The sequence below is a fragment of the Streptomyces sp. NPDC058000 genome (assembly GCF_042886435.1).
Classification (GTDB): Bacteria; Actinomycetota; Actinomycetes; order Streptomycetales; family Streptomycetaceae; genus Streptomyces.
In genome coordinates this window covers 140720-156409 of record NZ_JBHVQS010000005.1, presented here as the reverse complement: position 1 = coordinate 156409, position 15690 = coordinate 140720, and the positions used below count along the sequence as shown (strand labels likewise).

Genomic DNA, 15690 nt, shown 5'->3' with positions numbered 1-15690 from the left:
GTCAGCTCCTGTCACTGTCAGGTTGGGATGGGCCGCCGTCGGCGACGGCCGTGCGGGGATCACCGAGGACGACGTGGCGGGCCCGGCGCACGGTGTCCGGCCGCAGCCCGTGGTCCATGAGGAACCGCCGGACGGAACCGTGTTCGTGCTCCAGACCGGACAGCAGCGTCCGAAGGGTGTGGCCGGGAGTGGCGGTGCGCGCGGCCAGTTCGCGCGGGGCGAGACCGCGCGCCCACGGCAGCAGCCGCGTCGCGGCCGGGTCCCTGCGGAACAGCCGGCCGGTCAGGGCGTGGTCGCGGGCCAGGTCCGCCAGACGTACGCCCACCGCACGCAGGGCGAGCGCGCACACCACGGAGGTGCGGTCCTTGCCGGCCGAGCAGCAGACCATGAGCGGCAGGTGTTCCGGCTCGGCCAGCACGCCGACCAGTTCGGCGGCGGTGGGCGCCGCCAGCCGGGCCAACTGCCGGTAATAGGCGAGGTAGTGGGAGGGTTGGGGCGTGCCACCGGCTTTGATCACCGACCGGTCCGCAACCAGCGGCCGGGACAGCACGGTGACGTCCGGGGGTGGATCCCCGCCGGCGGTCTCGCGGCCGTCCCGCAGGTCCACGACGACGCGCAGGCCGGCGTGGTCGATCAGCGGGCCGACGGCTGCCCCGGCCCCGCGGTACATCAGGCCGGGCCTGACGCACAGACCCGAACCGGCGCGCAGGCCCGCGAGGTCCCGAGTGTTCGGCGCGCCGGGGACGACCCGGGACCCCGTCGCGGGACGGGGCGGTGGACTGGACACGGTCATGCCTCCGCGTTGCCGGCGCCCGGCCGCCGGAGCCGGCGGTCGGAGGTCCGGACGGGGGTGGCGTGCGGGTTCTCCTGGCTCATCTGTGCTCCGTCTCGTGCAGTGCCCGGACCAGGTCTTCGACGTCGGGCTCGTTGATGGTGAGGTCGACGATGCGGGCCTGTTTCGTGATCTCCGCGATCAGCCGGTCCGGCGGCAGGGACCGGGTGGAGAAGGTCAGCCACTGGCGTGGTCCGTCGACCTTGCTGACCCGCGCGCCGGGTATCCGTAGTGGCGGGCGGGGGTCGGCCAGGTCGACCACGAGGGTGCGTTCGAGGCCGTGCGCCACCATCAGCCGGCTGATCGAGTCGTCGCAGATCAGCCTGCCCCGGGAGAGCAGGAGCAGCCTGGAGCACATGCGCTCCAGGTCGGCCATGTCGTGGGTGGTCAGCAGGATGGTGACCCCCTGTTCGCGGTTGAGGGTGGTGAGGAACGCGCGGATGCGCTGCTTGGCGATGACGTCGAGGCCGATGGTGGGTTCGTCGAGGAAGAGCACGTCCGGGGAGTGGAGCACGGACGCCGCCAGTTCGCCGCGGATCCGCTGGCCGAGGCTGAGCTGCCGCACCGGAACGGGCAGCAGGTCGGCGAGGCCGAGTACGTCGACGAGTTCGTCGAGGCGTGCGCGGTAGCGGGCGGCGTCGACCCGGTAGATGTAGCGGAGTTGCTCGAAGGAGTCCCGCAGCGGCAGGTCCCACCACAGCTGGATGCGCTGGGCGGACATGGTGCCCAGGCGGTGGGCGGTCTTCGACCGTTCGTCGAACGGGTCATGGCCGAGCACCCGGACCCGGCCGGCCGTCGGTGCCAGCACGCCGGTCAGCAGTTTGATCGAGGTGGACTTGCCCGCGCCGTTGGCCCCGAGGTACCCGACGAACTCCCCGGCGGCCACGGAGAAACTGAGGTCGTCCACCGCGGTCACCTCCCGCCGCGCCCTGCGGAACCGGCCGGTCTTCGTGCGCACCCTGAAGGTGCGGGTGACGCTGCGCATCTCGATGGGCTCGGTCACTCAGCCTCCCGTGCTCCGGTAGCGGCGGATGGATGTGCGCCACACGATCGCCGCGGCGCCCGCGGTCACTGCGGCGACCAGGGGCGAGGCGAGGCGGACCGCACCGGGCAGACCCGCCGCGTCCGGTTTGCCGAGCACCCAGCACACGGGCAGGTACGACACGAACCCGAGAGGGACGACGAAAAGGACGAACGACCTCAGCCAGGACGTGTAGACGTCGAGCGGGTACTGGACGAGGAAGCTCGTGCCCGCGGAGAAGACACCCACGAGACCCTCGGCGCCGTTGGCCCAGAACGAGGCGGACGCCGCCACGATCCACAGCGACCCCATGATCACGGCACCGCCCACCACCGACGCGACCAACACCAGCACCTTCCCGACGGTCCAGAGCGTCGAGGGGTAACGGGCCGTCACCACAACGAGGACGACCACCGCCTGGAGCAGGCGGCCCGCGCGGCGCAGCAGGAAATCCGCCGCCAGCAGATGGACGAAGGTCGGACCGGGCCGGAGGAGCAGGGTGTCGAACGAGCCGTCACGGACCATCGCCGGAAGCTGGTCCAGGCTTCCCAGCGTGAGCTCGCACAGCGCGTAGGACAGCGACGAGACCGCGTAGAGCAGGGCCACCTGATCGGCCGTCCAGCCGCCGAGCCGGGAGATGTCGCCGAAGAGGAGGACGATCGCGGCGAAGTCCAGTGCGGTGAAGGCGAAGTTGCCCGCCAGCGACAGGACGAAACTGGTCCGGTACTGCATCTGCGACCGCACCTGCACGCGGGCCAGCCGGAGGAGGAGTCCGAGGGCGAACACCGGTCAGCCTCCCTGGATCACGACGCGCCGGCGGGCGACGGCGAGCAGCCACCGCCCGGCCGCCAGGAGGAGTACGGCCCACAGTGCCTGGCCGGCCAGCGCCGAGACGGTTTGCGCGCCCGTGACATGTCCGGTGAAGACGTCCACGGGCACCTGGACGATCGAGGGGAAGGGGGTGGCCGCGGCCACCGTTCGCAGCCAGTGGGGGAAGAAGCCGGTCGGCAGGACGAAGCCGGACAGCAGATTGACCAGGATGACCGCGATCAGCGCCACCCCCCGGTAGTCCAGCAGCCAGAACGAGGACAGGCTGTAGAGGAAGCGGAACAGCGTGCTGACCACGACCGCGAGCCAGACGCTGGTGAGGAACGCCAGCCAGTCGAGCACGCCTGCCGGTCCGGTGAGCCCGTAGCAGACCCAGCCGACCACCATCGGCGGCACGCCGCGGAAGAGCAGGTGGTACCAGGCCCGTCCCAGGTCGGCGGCCAAGTACGCCGACTGGAGATGCACCGGCCGGACCAGGTCCGCCACGATCTGCCCGCTCCGCACACGGGTGGCCAACTCGGCGTCGCCGTAGATCCGGACCACCGTCATCAGGCCCTGCACCAGCCACACATAGGTGAGGGCCTGGGCCACGTGGTAGCCGCCGATCTGCCGGGGGCCGGCGTAGATACCGCTCATGATCGCCGAGCGGAGCACACCGAACAGCACGGTGGTGGCCAGGCCGAGCAGTGATGCCTTGGCGTAGGTGGCGTAGCGCCGGTATCCGTAGCGGGCCAGTTCGGCGTGGGCGCGCAGGCGCGCGGCAGGGCTATCCGTGCGTGCGCTCATACGCCTTGACGGTGGCCCGCCGGAAGAACTGATGGATCTCGTTCCGCGTCGCCCGGCCCGCGAGTATCGCGTCGAGTGCCTGGCCGAAGGTCCGCCTGCGCCCGTGCAGCGCCATGTCCTCGGCGGGATCGACGAGCCGCCCCGCCTGTTCGGCGAATTCCGCGTTGCCGCACAGCCAGCGCTCGATCGGCTTGTGCTCGTTGGTCGTGGGGACGCCGATCCGGTCCCGGTCGAGCCGCGGCTGCTTGCGCTCCAGGAGGCTGTCGTAGAAACGGTTGCCGACGCGCCAGGCGTTGGGCAGGTCCAGCGCGGACTCGAACACGTCGATGTCCTCGAACACCGAGTAGTGGGGGATCTTCCCGAGGGTGTGGAACAGCCCGCACTGTTTGACGGACATGCTCATGCTCTGGAAGTTGAAGCCGCGCCTGCGCTGGACGCCCGAACCGCCCAGACTGGACAGCTCCCGGGTGACGTCCGCGACGATCCGCTCGGCGGTGGCCGCGCTCGCCTCCTCCTTGGCGAGCTCGCGGAACAGGTCGGCGGCGATCCCGCGGTCGTCCTGCGGACCGTCCTCGGGCTGGTGTCCCTTGTCGCTGAAGAGGTGGTCGCCGAGCCTGCCGGACAGCAGCGCGCGGGAGCCCGCGACGAGGGCGTCCCGACCGGGCAGGTACTTGCACCACTCCAGGTCCGCCATCGGCTGGTGCCGCAACGCACCGGCGAAGTACCGGGGCAGTTCGCGGTTGCGGCCGGTGAAGTCGAGGGGGACGCCGAGGACCCGGGCGACGTGGCCGGCCGCCCGCCCCGCGGTGCTGTCCCGCTCGCCGAAGAAGTAACCGGTCAGCTCCATACCGGCGGCGACGCAGGCGGCGCCGGTCACCCGCGAGTCGTGCCCCCCGCTGATTCCCAGCAGCGCGGGCCCGCCCCGCGGTGCGCACGCCCCGATCCGCCGACCGGCCTGCCCGATCAGCTGCCAGCACCTGTCCAGGGCCTCGTCCATGTCCCGTGCCGCCGGCTCGAAGCGGTACCGCCAGCTGCGGGCCCTGCGCACCGTTCCGGCGTCGAAGGCCAGCAGCGTGCCCGGAGGTTGCCGGCGGACCCCCCGGGCGAAGGTCCGGCCGTTCACGGTGGCTCCGAGGACGCGGAAGGCGTCCGCCGCCCGCTCGTTCAGGCGTCTGGCGGAGGCGGGGATCCGGGCCAGCAGCGCGGTGAAGTCGTTGCTGACGGCGAAGCCGCGCACCGTGCGGTCCGGGCCGTCGATCCAGGAGTACAGGTCGGCGACGCCCAGGTGGTCGTTGAAGGCCAGCAACCGGGGCCCGCCCGGCCCGGCGCGCAGGTACGCCCCGGCGTACCTGCCCTTCACCGGTGCCCAGTCGGCCGCCGTGCCCGCGTCCGCGGTGCCCCGCAGCATCCGCAGGAGCCGTGCGGGCGTCATGCCACTGTCCGGGTAGAGCACTCCGTCGAAGAGCAGGAGATCGTGTCCGGTCCGGCCGAGCACCGTCACCCGGTCGTCCCGCACCACCCGCAGGCCCGGCAGGCCCTGCGCGTCGGCCGACTCGTCAGCGGCCACCAAGAACATCGCTCCCCCTGGTGTCGTCCCGGTGACCGCGGCCGCCGTGCTCTTCCCCGTGTCCGGGGCCTTCCCCGCGCACCCCGGCCAGGTACGCCGCGACCTCGGCCGGTGTGCGCAGCCGGACCACGGTGCCGTCGAACCGGGCCAGCATCCGCCTCTCCTGTTCCCGGCGGGTGCGGAAGTCGAGCAGCACCTTCATCGCCGGGGACCGGCGGCTCAGCACGCCCAGCCATGTCTCGCGGTTGCCCGCCCACAGCGTCTCGCGCGCCAGCAGCCGCCGCGCGGTACGGCGAAGTACCCGGCCCAGCACCACGCCCCGGCCCAACTCCAGCCAGATCGCGGTGTCCGCCCGCGCCCACAGCCCCGGCAGTACTTCCGGGTAGGCGGTCGAGTCGGCGACCCAGCCGTCCGTCGCGGTGAGCGCGGCGACGTCGTGCGCGAAGGACGCCCGCACGCCCCACCGCGGGCCGTGCCGCAGCGCGTCGAGTTCGATGTGGCGCAGGCCCAGCTGCCGCGCGAGCGCTTGGGCCAGGGTGGACTTGCCCGCGCCGCAGATACCCACGATCAGGATGTTCCGCATCTCACCGCTGCCCTGTGCCCGCGGCCGCGTCGGCGGGCCGGGCGAAGTGCACCAGCAGCGTCTTCCTGTCGTGCGGTCCGGCGCCGGTGACCGGTGGTACCGCGTGCCAGGCGCGCTCCGTGCGGACCATCAGCACCGAGGTCCCGGCGAGGGGGAACACCTCCTGGCTCCAGTCGTCGATGTCGGCGGAGCGCAGCACCCGCAGCGCGCCGGACCACTGCGGGTGCCACACGGAGTTGAGGTAGAACAGATGGGTCACCACCTTGTCGGGGCGGTCGACGTGGGGTTCGATCCAGCAGCTCTCCGCGTAGCGGACCAGTCGGATGTCCAGCACGGTCCCGGTGAGGTCGGCCCCCGTCGCGGCGCTGACGGCGGTGCGGTAGGCGGTCCCGGTCAGGTCGTCGAGGAGCAGCTTCCAGCGCGGGGAGAGCCGGCCGACGTTCCGCTGGTCCGGCACCCCGAATCTGACGAGTTGGTAGTTGTACGTCCGGTAGCGTTTGCGGCCCGGTTCGGCGGAGTCCCGGACGTCGTAGTGGAAGCCCTCGGTGGGGAACTCCTCGACCAGGGCGTCCTGGTGGCCGGCGAAGCTGTCGTGCAGGACGACGTGCGGGTAGGGCTCCGCCGACAGCGGTGTGGAGCCGATGGCCCTGAGGTTGAGCAAGGTCATCTCAACTCCTCGTCGGGGTCGGAAGGCCGGCCAGGACGTCCGTCACCCGGCGGACGGCGGACAGGCTCGGAGTGGCGACGCGCAGCCCTCCCGAGAAGCCGGGCACTCCGCTCAGCAGTCTGGTCCGGATACCGCCGGCGAGCAGCGCCGTATGGACCCGCGTGGCGTCGTCGTGCTCCGCGTCGAAGGCCACGAAGTTCGCCTGCGTGGAACGGGCCGACCAGCCCGGGAGCGCCCGTTGGACACCACGGGCCAGCGCCGCCCTCGCCGTCCGCACCTCAGCGCGCGCCGTGCGGAAGACCGCGGGCTCGGCCAGGGCGCGCTCCAGCAGCGCCAGACTCACGTGGGACAGCATGCCGTCGGGCGCCCATCGGGCCAGGTAGTCGATGACCGACGCCTGCGCCAGTACCGCGCCGACCCGGGCGCCGGCGAGGCCGTGGCTCTTGGAGAAGCTGTTGATCCGCAGGACGTTGTCCCACGCCTCCAGACCCCGGAGGGTGGCTTCCCTGTCGTCGGCGTAGGCCAGGTAGCAGGTGTCGATCACCACGACGCTGCCGTGGCGGTGGGCTGCCGTCACCGCCTGGGTGAGCTCCGCACGGGTGTGGAGCTGGCCGGTGATGCTGTCCGGCTGGGTGATCACCAGTACCGACGGCGGCCCGGACAACAACCGCTCGATCAGCGAGGTGACGGCCATCGGTGCCCGGTGCGGCATGTCGACGCTGTCGAGACGGAAACCCAAGCGAGCGGCGCACCGGGTCCAACTGTCGAAGTGCGGCCGGGCGATGACCAGGCGTCCGGCCGGCGCGACCAGTGCCTCGCAGACCAGGTGGATGGCGTGGTCGGAGCCCGGGGTGAGCAGGACGCGCGCCGGATCCTGTCCGAAGTGGGCGGCGACGGCGTCGCGGGACGGACCTGTCAGGGGGTACTCGACGACGGTGGCGGGCGCGAGCCGACCGAGCTGGTCGGCGTGCCACCGTGCCACCGCGGGATGCAGCAGCTCGCAGCTCTTGAGGTTGAGCTGGCCGGCCACGTGGTTCCGGCTGCGGGGTTCGAGGTCCCATACGGCGGCCGCGGTCGGGAACCAGTCCCGCAGCGAGCGTTCCGGAGTCCGCGCCGTCATGACCGGGAACTCGCCGCCGGGCCGGTGCCGCGCCGCTCCTGGACCCGCTCGTCGACGCGGGTCAGGTGGCGTTCGCGGCCGAAGACGATGTCATAGGCCCGTTGCCGCTCGGCCGGGTCGGGGAAGGCGCCGTCGGCCAGGATCTGCCGGTTGTGCAGCGAGAGGGCGTCCACCGACATCCCCGGGTGCAGCAGTTCGTGCGGGCTGTACATGGTGGGCCGCACGCGCCCGCCGAGGGCCCGGACCCGGGCGACGGCCGCCTCCGCGTCGGCGACGCTGGTGCCCGGCAGCCCGACGATGACGAAGCAGTTCAACTCGACGCCGGCGCGCGCACACCAGGCGGCGAGCGCCTCGACGGCGTCCTCGCCCTTCCGCTTCAGCCGCGGCAGGGCGGCGTGCCCGGATTCCGCCAGGGTTTCCACGCCCACGCTGATCCGCACGCACCCACTGCGGCCCATCAGGGCCACCAGTTCCTCGTCGAGGTGGTGCACCGTGGTCGCGCATTTCCACGGGTACCGGGCGCCCCGTTCCACCAGTTGCTCGCACAGCCGAGTCGTCCAGGCCCGGTTGAGGGTGAACGTCGGCGCGTAGAAGGCGACATACTCGAACGGGAGCGCGGCGAAGGACTCCTCGATGTACTCCACCACCTGCTCCACCGAGGCACGCCGGTCCGGTTTGCCGAAGACCGCGGGGACCTCGCAGTAGTCGCAGCCGACCGGACACCCCCGGGCCGCGGGGACCACCAGCTCCCGACGGCCCGGGATGCCGCAGAACTTGTTCTGGTCGTCGCGGTACAGCCAGTCGTAGGCGTGGTACGGGATCTCGGAGACGTCGGGCATCACCCAGTCCTGCGCGGAGAGCACCGCGCCGGGCGCGGCGGGCGCGCTCCATTCACCGTCCGTGCGCAGCCAGACCCCGGGCAGGGTGCCGGCCGTCAGCCGGCCCTCGCCCACGGCGTGGACGAAAGCCGCCACCCCCGGCTCGTAGTCGCCCGGGCCGACGATCGCGTCCAGGTCGAAGCGGGTGAAGATCTCCGGTCGCATACCGCTGAGCCGTCCGAACGTCACCAGCCGTGCCTGTGGCGCCAGTTGCCTGGCGTACGTGAGGAAGCGGGTCAGCCCGTCCACCCCGTCCAGGTCGTTGGTGATCGCCACCACGTCGTAGCAGCCCTGGTGCAGCCGGTCACCGACCTCCTTCCAGGTAGGGGATTCCACGGAGGCGTCGAGGGTGTCCACCCGGTCGACTTCGGGCTGGCGGCGCAGGTGGCCGGCCACGCTGTAGAGCAGGTTGTGGTGGCCGGCGTTGAAGTAGCTGAGGACCTGGGGTGGCCAGATCACGAGGACGCGCAGAGCAGGCATGGCCGTCAGTTCCTTGCTGTCGCGGTCGGTCGGTAAGGGTGGGCCGGCACGGCCCCGTCTGCTGGGCCGGCGCTTGCGGCGGCGCGTTTGCCCACGGTGCGCAGGGCCGCCCGAACGGCCCGCGCCACCGCGTCGAGGTCCTCGTCGGTGAGGCCGGGGAACAGTGGAAGGGACAGGCATTGCCGGGCCAGCGCCTCGGTTTCCGGCAGTCCCTCCGGCGCGGTCCGGAAGGCGCGGAACGGCCGCAGATCGTGCACCGCCCGCGGGTAGTGGATGCGGGTGTCGATGCCGTGCCGCGCCAACTCGGCCTGTAGCACGTCGCGTTCGGGGTGGCGGACGACGTACAGGTGGTACGCGTGGCCGGCTCCCGCGGCCACGGCCGGAAGCGTGAGGCCGGTGCCTTCGAGGAGTCGCCGGTAGCCGTCCGCGGCCCGCCGCCGCAACTCGATCCACTCGTCGAGGTGCGGCAGCTTGGCCCCGAGCACGGCGGCCTGGACGGTGTCCATCCGCCAGTTGTGACCGGCTGCCACGACCTCGCCGTCCTCCCGGCCGTGGTCGCGCAGTGCCCGGGCGCGCCGGGCGATGTCCGCGTCGTCGGTGACCAGCGCCCCCGCGTCACCGAAGGCACCGAGGTTCTTGGACGGGTAGAAGCTGAAGCAGCTCACGTCCGCGTGCACCGCGGCCGGTCCGTCGTACCAGGTGGCCCCGTGCGCGTGGGAGGCGTCGACGACGACCGGGATCCCGTGCTCCGCGCCGATCGCGGAGAGCTCCTGAGGATCGGCCGGGTGACCGTAGAGGTGGACGGGGACGATGGCCCGGGTCCGCGCCGAGATCGCCGCTCTCACCTGGTCCGGCCGGACGGTACGGGTGGCCGGGTCGATGTCCACGAACACCGGTGACGCGCCGGTGTGCACGATCGCGGCCGCGGTGGCGACGAAGGTGGCCGAAACGGTCACGACCTCGTCCTCGGGACCGCAGCCGACGGCGGCCAGCGCGCACTGGAGCGCACTGGTGCCCGAGGACGTGCCGACACAGTGGGCGGTGCCGTTGTAGGCGGCGAACTGCCGCTCGAAAGAGCCGATCGCACGGCCGTGAACGAAGTCCCCCGCGGTGACGACCTCGTCGACGGCGGCGCGGAGGGTGTCCATGAGGGCGGACCGTCCCAGGTCGTTGAAGGGGACCCGGCCGCTGGCGGGCGTGTCGGGTGTCGTCAAAGGTCGCTCCTCCGGTCGCGGGGCCTGCCGCGGGGCATTAGGGGTAGATGTAGGGGTCGGAGCGGTCGGAGCGGTCGGAGCGCCGGACGCGCGAGCGGGTGCGGTGGGACCGCACGAATCTCCCGATCCGCTCGGCGCCCTTCCTGTCGTGTCGTCTCAGCGCCCGGGCGCCTCCCAGCACGGGCAGACCGGCGGCGGTGAGCCGTGGGTGCCCGACGCTCTCGAAGCCGGCGGAGTCGATGTGAGCGGCCAGCGACGTCGCCCAGAGCCGGTGGCCGGTCTCGTTGGGATGCTGGACATGGACGGTGTTCGGCCGCCGGCGCAGGAACTCGGCCATGGTCGGTTCGGACGGATCGTGACGGACGAAGGCCGCGCCCGTGAGGGCTTCCTGCACGCACGTACCGTGCAGGTGCCGGGGAAGCCCGGGGGCCAAGATGCCGTTGAAGAACACGTGCGCGATGCCGTGCTGTTCCAGGAAGGCGTGCAGTGAGGCGACCTGCGTGGCGTAACGCTGTTCGGCCTCGTCCGGGCAGACCGCCGTCTTCCGGTACGCCGACACGAGCCGGTCCAGCGCCCTGATGTCGTACGCGTGGTGGGGGACGATCTGTCGGTAGTCGCCCGCGACGTGGAACTCGCGCCGGGCGGGGTGCGTCCACCCCACGACGACCAGCAGCGCCTGCGCCGGCAGGCCCTCCTTCAGCCAGCGTGCGACGAAGTCGATCGACGTCCGCACGATGCGGTCGTTGGATCCGCTGGGCATCGCGTCGTTGTAGCTGCCGTCGGCGTCGAGCAAGGCGTGCAGCCGCCCCGGCCAGCTGTAGCGCCAGCGGTAGTCATGGTCCTGGCACACCCTCGTGGCCGGGTGGTCGGCGAGTTCCGATCCGTAGGTCATGGAGCAGCCATTGGCGTAGACGTACACCGTCCCACCGCCCTCCCGCACACGTCAGAAAACCGGTACCTGGTATTTCCTGGCGAAGTCCTGGGCGTCCTGCCAGGTGTTGACCAGGGGCTGGCCGCGGATGTTGAGGCTCGTGTTGAGCAGCATCGGGCAGCCGGTGCGTTGGTGGAAGCGCGAAATCACGTCGTGGAGCAGGGGATTCTGGTCGCGGCGCAGGGTCTGGACGCGGCTGGTGCCGTCCACGTGGCACACCGCCGGGTACGCCTCGGGCTCCCGGCACGCCACCACGTACTGCATGTACGGGGCCTCGTCCACGGGCATCTCGAAGAGCTTGTCGGCGTACTCGGCCAGGACCACGGGTGCGAACGGCCGGTAGCGCTGCCGCTTCTTGATCGCGTTGACCCGGTCCTTGGTGGCCGGGTCCCGCGGATCCGCGAGCAGGCTGCGGTTGCCCAGGGCTCTCGGGCCGTACTCCGCACGCCCGTTGGCCAGCCCGGCGACCGATCCGCTGAGCAGGGCGTCGACGATCCGGGCCGGATCGGTCCGCCGGTGGATGTCGTGGCCGAGATAGGGCCCCTCCCACGGGAGGAACTCATGGCGGTGGGCGGCCAGCGCTCCCAGTGCCGAGCCGGCGTCCCCGGGGTTGGGCGGGATCCAGATGTCGTCGAACAGCCGCATGCCCGCGAGTTGTCCGTTGAAGAGGCAGTTCAGCGCGACGCCGCCCGTGTAGACGAGGTTCCGGGACGGAACGGTCCGCGCGACCCAGCGGAACAGGCCGGTGAGGAAGTCCTCCAGTACGGTCTGGGCGCTGCTCGCCAGGTCGGGTGCTCGGGTGAGTTCTGGATGCCATCGCGGGCCGAGCCCCCGGTGCAGGCTCTGCTTCAGTGCGAAATCCGGCGGTTTCCGGTCGGCCAGCAGCTCGCTTTCGAGGAGCGCACGGTGGCGGGGAGTTCCGTAGCCCGCCATGCCCATGAGGATGTACTCCTCCTCATTCGGCTTGAGCCCGGCCCGCTGGGTGACGGCCGAGTAGAACAGTCCGAGGCTGTGCGGGTAGCGAACCGAATGCACTTTCCGCAGGCGGCGGTTCCGTGCGTGCCAGACGGTCAGTGTGTCCCATTCCCCGATGGCATCGACCACGACCACCGCGGCATCGGTGAACGGGGAGGTGAAATACGCGCCCGCGGCGTGCGACTTATGGTGGGAGACGAAATGAACCGGCTTTCCGCGTAACGCTGGAAAGCGCTCGATATAACGCTTGGGGCTCACCGACAAGGCCGCGGACCAGTTCCGTGCCCATACCTGGCGCAGCCGTTTCGCTAAAGGGTGTTCGTAGTAGACGATGCCCTCGATCTCGTCGGCATAGCGCAAGGCGTCGTCCAGTAGAGCCCCGTTCAGTAGAGGGTCGTTCTTCTTTCGGCTGTACCGCTCGCTGTGCGACGCGAAGACGATCCGACCGTCCCTGAGGACGGCCAATCCCGCGTCGTGCGCGAGACAACTGATGCCGACGAGGGCCACCTGCAACTCCCCTCGGTGGAGGTTTGCCTCTGGTGCTCCTTCACCGAGCCCGTGTACTGGCCATTGAGTCATACACGGGCGTGGCTCCATCCAACGTAGGCGCTGCCAATGGATCAGCACAAGCGACTTTCAGTCATCGGACGGACCGGGGGTCGGCGGGCCACTTCGTGGGTTCTGGTGCCGGTTCGTCGGGGCTCAAAAGCGGGCCGGCGGAGGGCTTTCGGGGCGGTGCCGTCAGCCCTGACCGGCCGATCGGCGGGCCTCCGCGTGCGCTTCGGCGAGGGCGTTCTCGATGAACACGGACTTGCCCACGGTGTACGCGGACCGGTCGTCGCGGTGCCGGGCCGCCAGCTCCCACTTGAGCTCGCCATAGCGTCGCGCGCTCTCCGGATGCGCGCGCAGGAAGTCACGGAAGGCCAGGTGGCGGGCGAGCTCCGGACTGTCGGCGGCACAGACGTACAGATGGTGCGCCGGCGCCCCTTCGGGGGAGGTGAAAGCCTCCCGGCCGGCAATGCCCAAGTCCCCCTCGTGCGTGTAACCCAAAGGCCGCAAGGCCGCGATGGCCTCGGCCGGAGCCGCCCCAACGGGGATGACCGCGTCCATGTCCACAATGGGTTTGGCCGGCAGGCCGGGAACCGCGGTGCTCCCGACGTGCTCGATACGCAGGACCAACGGGCCGAGCCCATCACGAATAACGGCGGCCAGTCGTCCGAAAATCATCGGCCATCGCGGGTCGTATTCGACGATCTGCACCGGCTGGGACATGCTGACACCCTCCTCGATGGTGCCGCCGGCTCTCTCCTTAATGATTTCCGATGCCCGGCAAAAGCCTTGCGTCACCTAGCTCTTTGTAGTCTACTCCTGCGGAGTCGGACGTCATTCCGTCCCCGCCGGCCTTTTCGCGCCGGTGCCCCGGAAAGACGGCGTGCACCGTTTCCGGGGAACGCGACCGGGCAGAAATACTTTTGCCGCCGCGCAGACCGCTTCACGAAGGATGCGGAGGAGCATGGTGCAGGCAGAGCGCGTCGCGGTGGTGGGCGGAGGGATATTCGGGGCGACCACGGCGGTGGAGTTGGCCCGGACGGGATATTCCGTGGTGCTCTTCGAGCAGTCCCGCACGTTGTTGTCGTCGGCGAGCAGGGCCAACCAGCGTCGGCTGCACCGCGGCTACCACTACCCACGGGGGATGGACACCGTCGCCGCGGTGCTGCGGGCGTTCGGTGCCTTCAAGGCCGAGTACGGTGCGGCCATCCACAACGGGTCCGCCCACTACGTGGCCATCGCCAGAAGGAACAGCCTGGTGACCGCGGAGAGGTACCTCGCCTTCTGCGACCGCGTGGGGCTGCCGTATCGCGAGGAGTACCCGCCGTTCCTGCGGAGATCCTCGGTCGAACTGTCGGTGCGCATCGCGGAGGCCCATATCGACATCGACGAACTGCGCCGTCTGTGCGCGGCCAGACTGGCCGCCGCGGGCGTCGAGGTGCGGCTGCGGACCCGGGCGGACCGGCGCGCGCTGCGGGAGTTCGACCATGTGGTGCTGGCCACCTACTCCTCGATCAACGCCATGCACCCCGGGCCCGTTTCCGCCATGCCGGAGTACCAGTTCGAGGTCTGCGAGAAGCCGGTGGTCGCGCTTCCGCCCATGTACCTCGGCCACAGCCTGGTCGTCATGGACGGCCCCTTCATGTGCGTGGACCAGGTCGCCGGCACCCGCCACTTCCTGCTGGGCAACGTCGACCACGCCATCCACGCCACGACGGTCGGACCGTACCCGCTGATACCCGGCCCGCTCATGCGGTACGTGAACGCCGGGCTGGTGCGCCGGCCGCAGGTGACCCGCTTCCCCGACTTCCAGCGCTTCGCCCACCGGTTCGTGACCGGTTTCGCCGAAGCGGGGCACCTGGGCTCGTACTTCACGGTGCGGGCCGTGCTGCCCCATGTCGAGACCACCGACGACCGTCCGACGCTGGTGCGACGGCTCGACGAACGCACCGTCGCGCTGTTCGGCGGGAAGATCGCCACCTGTGTGGCCTCCGCCCGCCAAGTGGCCGGTCTGCTGCGTGAGGGCGGTTGGCAGCCGTTGGACCGGGTCCGGTGAACGGCTCGGCGTCCGCCGGCTCCAACCGGGATACATAGGGGAAAGTGGGGCGGGTGGAGTTGGGCGCCGTGGCGGTGCTGCAACGCCAGGTGAACTCCCGATCCGTTGCTTGACGTGGCGTGACGATGGACTCATCGCTTGGGGACACTCGGAGGGGAGCGAACCGATGAAGCCCCTGGTCCGCTACGCGGCGCTGAGCAACTACGTCGAGTTGTGCCGCTCGCTGGCATCGACCCACAGGCACTGATGCAGCAGGTGGGCCTGGACATCACCGGGCTCGCGGCGCAGGACCGACGGATCCCAGGCATCGCGGCGACCCGGCTGCTCGAACTCTCGGCGGCGGTGTCACACCACGAGGACTTCGGCCTGCGCCTGGCCGAGCGCCGGCGGCCTCGTCGTCACGGCGGAACAACTCGGCGGGGCGGGCGGACCTCGCGCGTCGAGGCCGTCCCTCGCCCCCGCGTCATGCCGGGGGCGGAGGACGGCCGGCCGAGGCCCTGGTCAGGCGTGGGTCTTGGCGAGCAGGTCGAGGATGTCTTCGGTGGTGCCGCTCTCGCCGATGCGGGGGAAGATCTTTTCGGTGCTGTGCCGGTGGGCGTCCGCGTCCAGGTCCGCCATGGCGTCGGTGACCAGGGTGAGGTGGTAACCGTGCTCGTACGCGGCGCGGGCGGTGGACTCCACTCCGATACTGGTGGCGACCCCCGTGAGCACGATCTGCGTGACGCCCCGGCGACGTAGGTGCAGATCGAGGTCGGTGCCGTAGAAGGCCGACCAGTTGCGCTTGGTGACGGTGATGTCCCCAGGATGGCCGGCGAGTTCGGGGACGATCTCGTCCCAGCCGACGGGCGGGGTGTGGCTGTGACGGGGCGTCTCGGTCCGTCCCGGGGCGGCGTCGGAGCCGTCGGGGGAGAAGGTGACGCGGACCAGGACGACGGGCAGTTCACGGGCGCGGAAGGCGTCGGCGAGCCGGGCGGTCCGCGTGATGACGTCATCGATGGTGTGCGGGGTGCCGGGCAGGGCCCGGAGGCCGTTCTGCAGGTCGATGACGACCAGGGCGGCTTTGGGGTCGAGGGCGGTGAGGGTCATGTTGTCCGGATCTCCTTCGTCTCGTGTGCCGCTGTTTCGTGCGGCGGGATCGAATCGGGGTCGGGGTGCGGGTGGGGGAGGGGTCCTGATGGTCTGTCGGGGTGGCGTGGGAGCGGG

Annotated in this window: 15 protein-coding genes and 1 pseudogene; 2 read left to right on the top strand and 14 right to left on the bottom strand. The window is 70.9% G+C overall.

What is annotated here, in order from left to right:
• Window position 1: 1 nt before the first annotated feature.
• From ACFVT2_RS08125 to ACFVT2_RS08065, 13 genes are all read right to left on the bottom strand, one after another.
• Window positions 2-793, bottom strand: a complete 792-nt coding sequence (locus ACFVT2_RS08125) for a tyrosine-protein phosphatase (RefSeq protein ID WP_390013587.1) — start codon at window positions 791-793, stop codon at window positions 2-4.
• 79 nt (window positions 794-872) lie between these two features.
• Complete coding sequence (locus ACFVT2_RS08120) at window positions 873-1835, bottom strand: ATP-binding cassette domain-containing protein (protein WP_390013585.1); 963 nt, start codon at window positions 1833-1835, stop codon at window positions 873-875.
• The gene (locus ACFVT2_RS08115) at window positions 1836-2639 is read right to left on the bottom strand and encodes an ABC transporter permease (protein WP_390013582.1); all 804 of its coding nucleotides are present in this window, start codon (window positions 2637-2639) and stop codon (window positions 1836-1838) included.
• 3 nt (window positions 2640-2642) lie between these two features.
• Complete coding sequence (locus ACFVT2_RS08110) at window positions 2643-3467, bottom strand: ABC transporter permease (protein ID WP_390013580.1); 825 nt, start codon at window positions 3465-3467, stop codon at window positions 2643-2645.
• Entirely contained in the window at window positions 3448-5034 is a 1587-nt protein-coding gene (locus tag ACFVT2_RS08105; RefSeq protein ID WP_390013578.1) for a hypothetical protein, read from the bottom strand. Before ACFVT2_RS08105 ends, ACFVT2_RS08110 begins: the two co-directional genes overlap by 20 nt.
• A complete protein-coding gene (locus ACFVT2_RS08100; protein ID WP_390013575.1) occupies window positions 5024-5617 on the bottom strand; it encodes an adenylate kinase in 594 nt (197 codons plus the stop codon). The genes ACFVT2_RS08105 and ACFVT2_RS08100 overlap by 11 nt, the downstream gene beginning before the upstream one ends.
• Window position 5618: 1 nt before the next feature.
• Entirely contained in the window at window positions 5619-6284 is a 666-nt protein-coding gene (locus ACFVT2_RS08095; RefSeq protein WP_390013573.1) for a 2OG-Fe(II) oxygenase, read from the bottom strand.
• A gap of 1 nt (window position 6285) precedes the next feature.
• Entirely contained in the window at window positions 6286-7404 is a 1119-nt protein-coding gene (locus ACFVT2_RS08090) for an aminotransferase class I/II-fold pyridoxal phosphate-dependent enzyme (RefSeq protein ID WP_390013571.1), read from the bottom strand.
• A complete protein-coding gene (locus ACFVT2_RS08085) occupies window positions 7401-8762 on the bottom strand; it encodes a B12-binding domain-containing radical SAM protein (RefSeq protein ID WP_390013568.1) in 1362 nt (453 codons plus the stop codon). The genes ACFVT2_RS08090 and ACFVT2_RS08085 overlap by 4 nt, the downstream gene beginning before the upstream one ends.
• Before the next feature lie 5 nt (window positions 8763-8767).
• Entirely contained in the window at window positions 8768-9976 is a 1209-nt protein-coding gene (locus ACFVT2_RS08080; protein WP_390013565.1) for a DegT/DnrJ/EryC1/StrS family aminotransferase, read from the bottom strand.
• Window positions 9977-10013: 37 nt separating this feature from the next.
• Window positions 10014-10868, bottom strand: a complete 855-nt coding sequence (locus ACFVT2_RS08075; protein WP_390013563.1) for a DUF6071 family protein — start codon at window positions 10866-10868, stop codon at window positions 10014-10016.
• A 51-nt stretch (window positions 10869-10919) separates the two neighbouring features.
• On the bottom strand, window positions 10920-12389 hold the full coding sequence (locus ACFVT2_RS08070; protein WP_390013560.1) for a carbamoyltransferase: 1470 nt from the start codon (window positions 12387-12389) through the stop codon (window positions 10920-10922).
• Between the two features lie 234 nt (window positions 12390-12623).
• Entirely contained in the window at window positions 12624-13229 is a 606-nt protein-coding gene (locus ACFVT2_RS08065; protein ID WP_390013557.1) for a GrpB family protein, read from the bottom strand.
• Window positions 13230-13395: 166 nt separating this feature from the next.
• Here ACFVT2_RS08065 and ACFVT2_RS08060 point away from each other — a divergent pair, with 166 nt between their 5' ends.
• On the top strand, window positions 13396-14487 hold the full coding sequence (locus ACFVT2_RS08060; protein ID WP_390013554.1) for an FAD-dependent oxidoreductase: 1092 nt from the start codon (window positions 13396-13398) through the stop codon (window positions 14485-14487).
• Window positions 14488-14733: 246 nt separating this feature from the next.
• Window positions 14734-14832: pseudogene (locus ACFVT2_RS08055) on the top strand (hypothetical protein); the annotation flags it as partial.
• Between the two features lie 156 nt (window positions 14833-14988).
• On the opposite strand, the gene ACFVT2_RS08050 reads toward ACFVT2_RS08055, so the two are convergent.
• Window positions 14989-15573: a hydrolase gene (locus ACFVT2_RS08050; RefSeq protein ID WP_390013552.1), complete on the bottom strand. Its 585-nt coding sequence runs from the start codon at window positions 15571-15573 to the stop codon at window positions 14989-14991.
• Window positions 15574-15690: the final 117 nt, after the last annotated feature.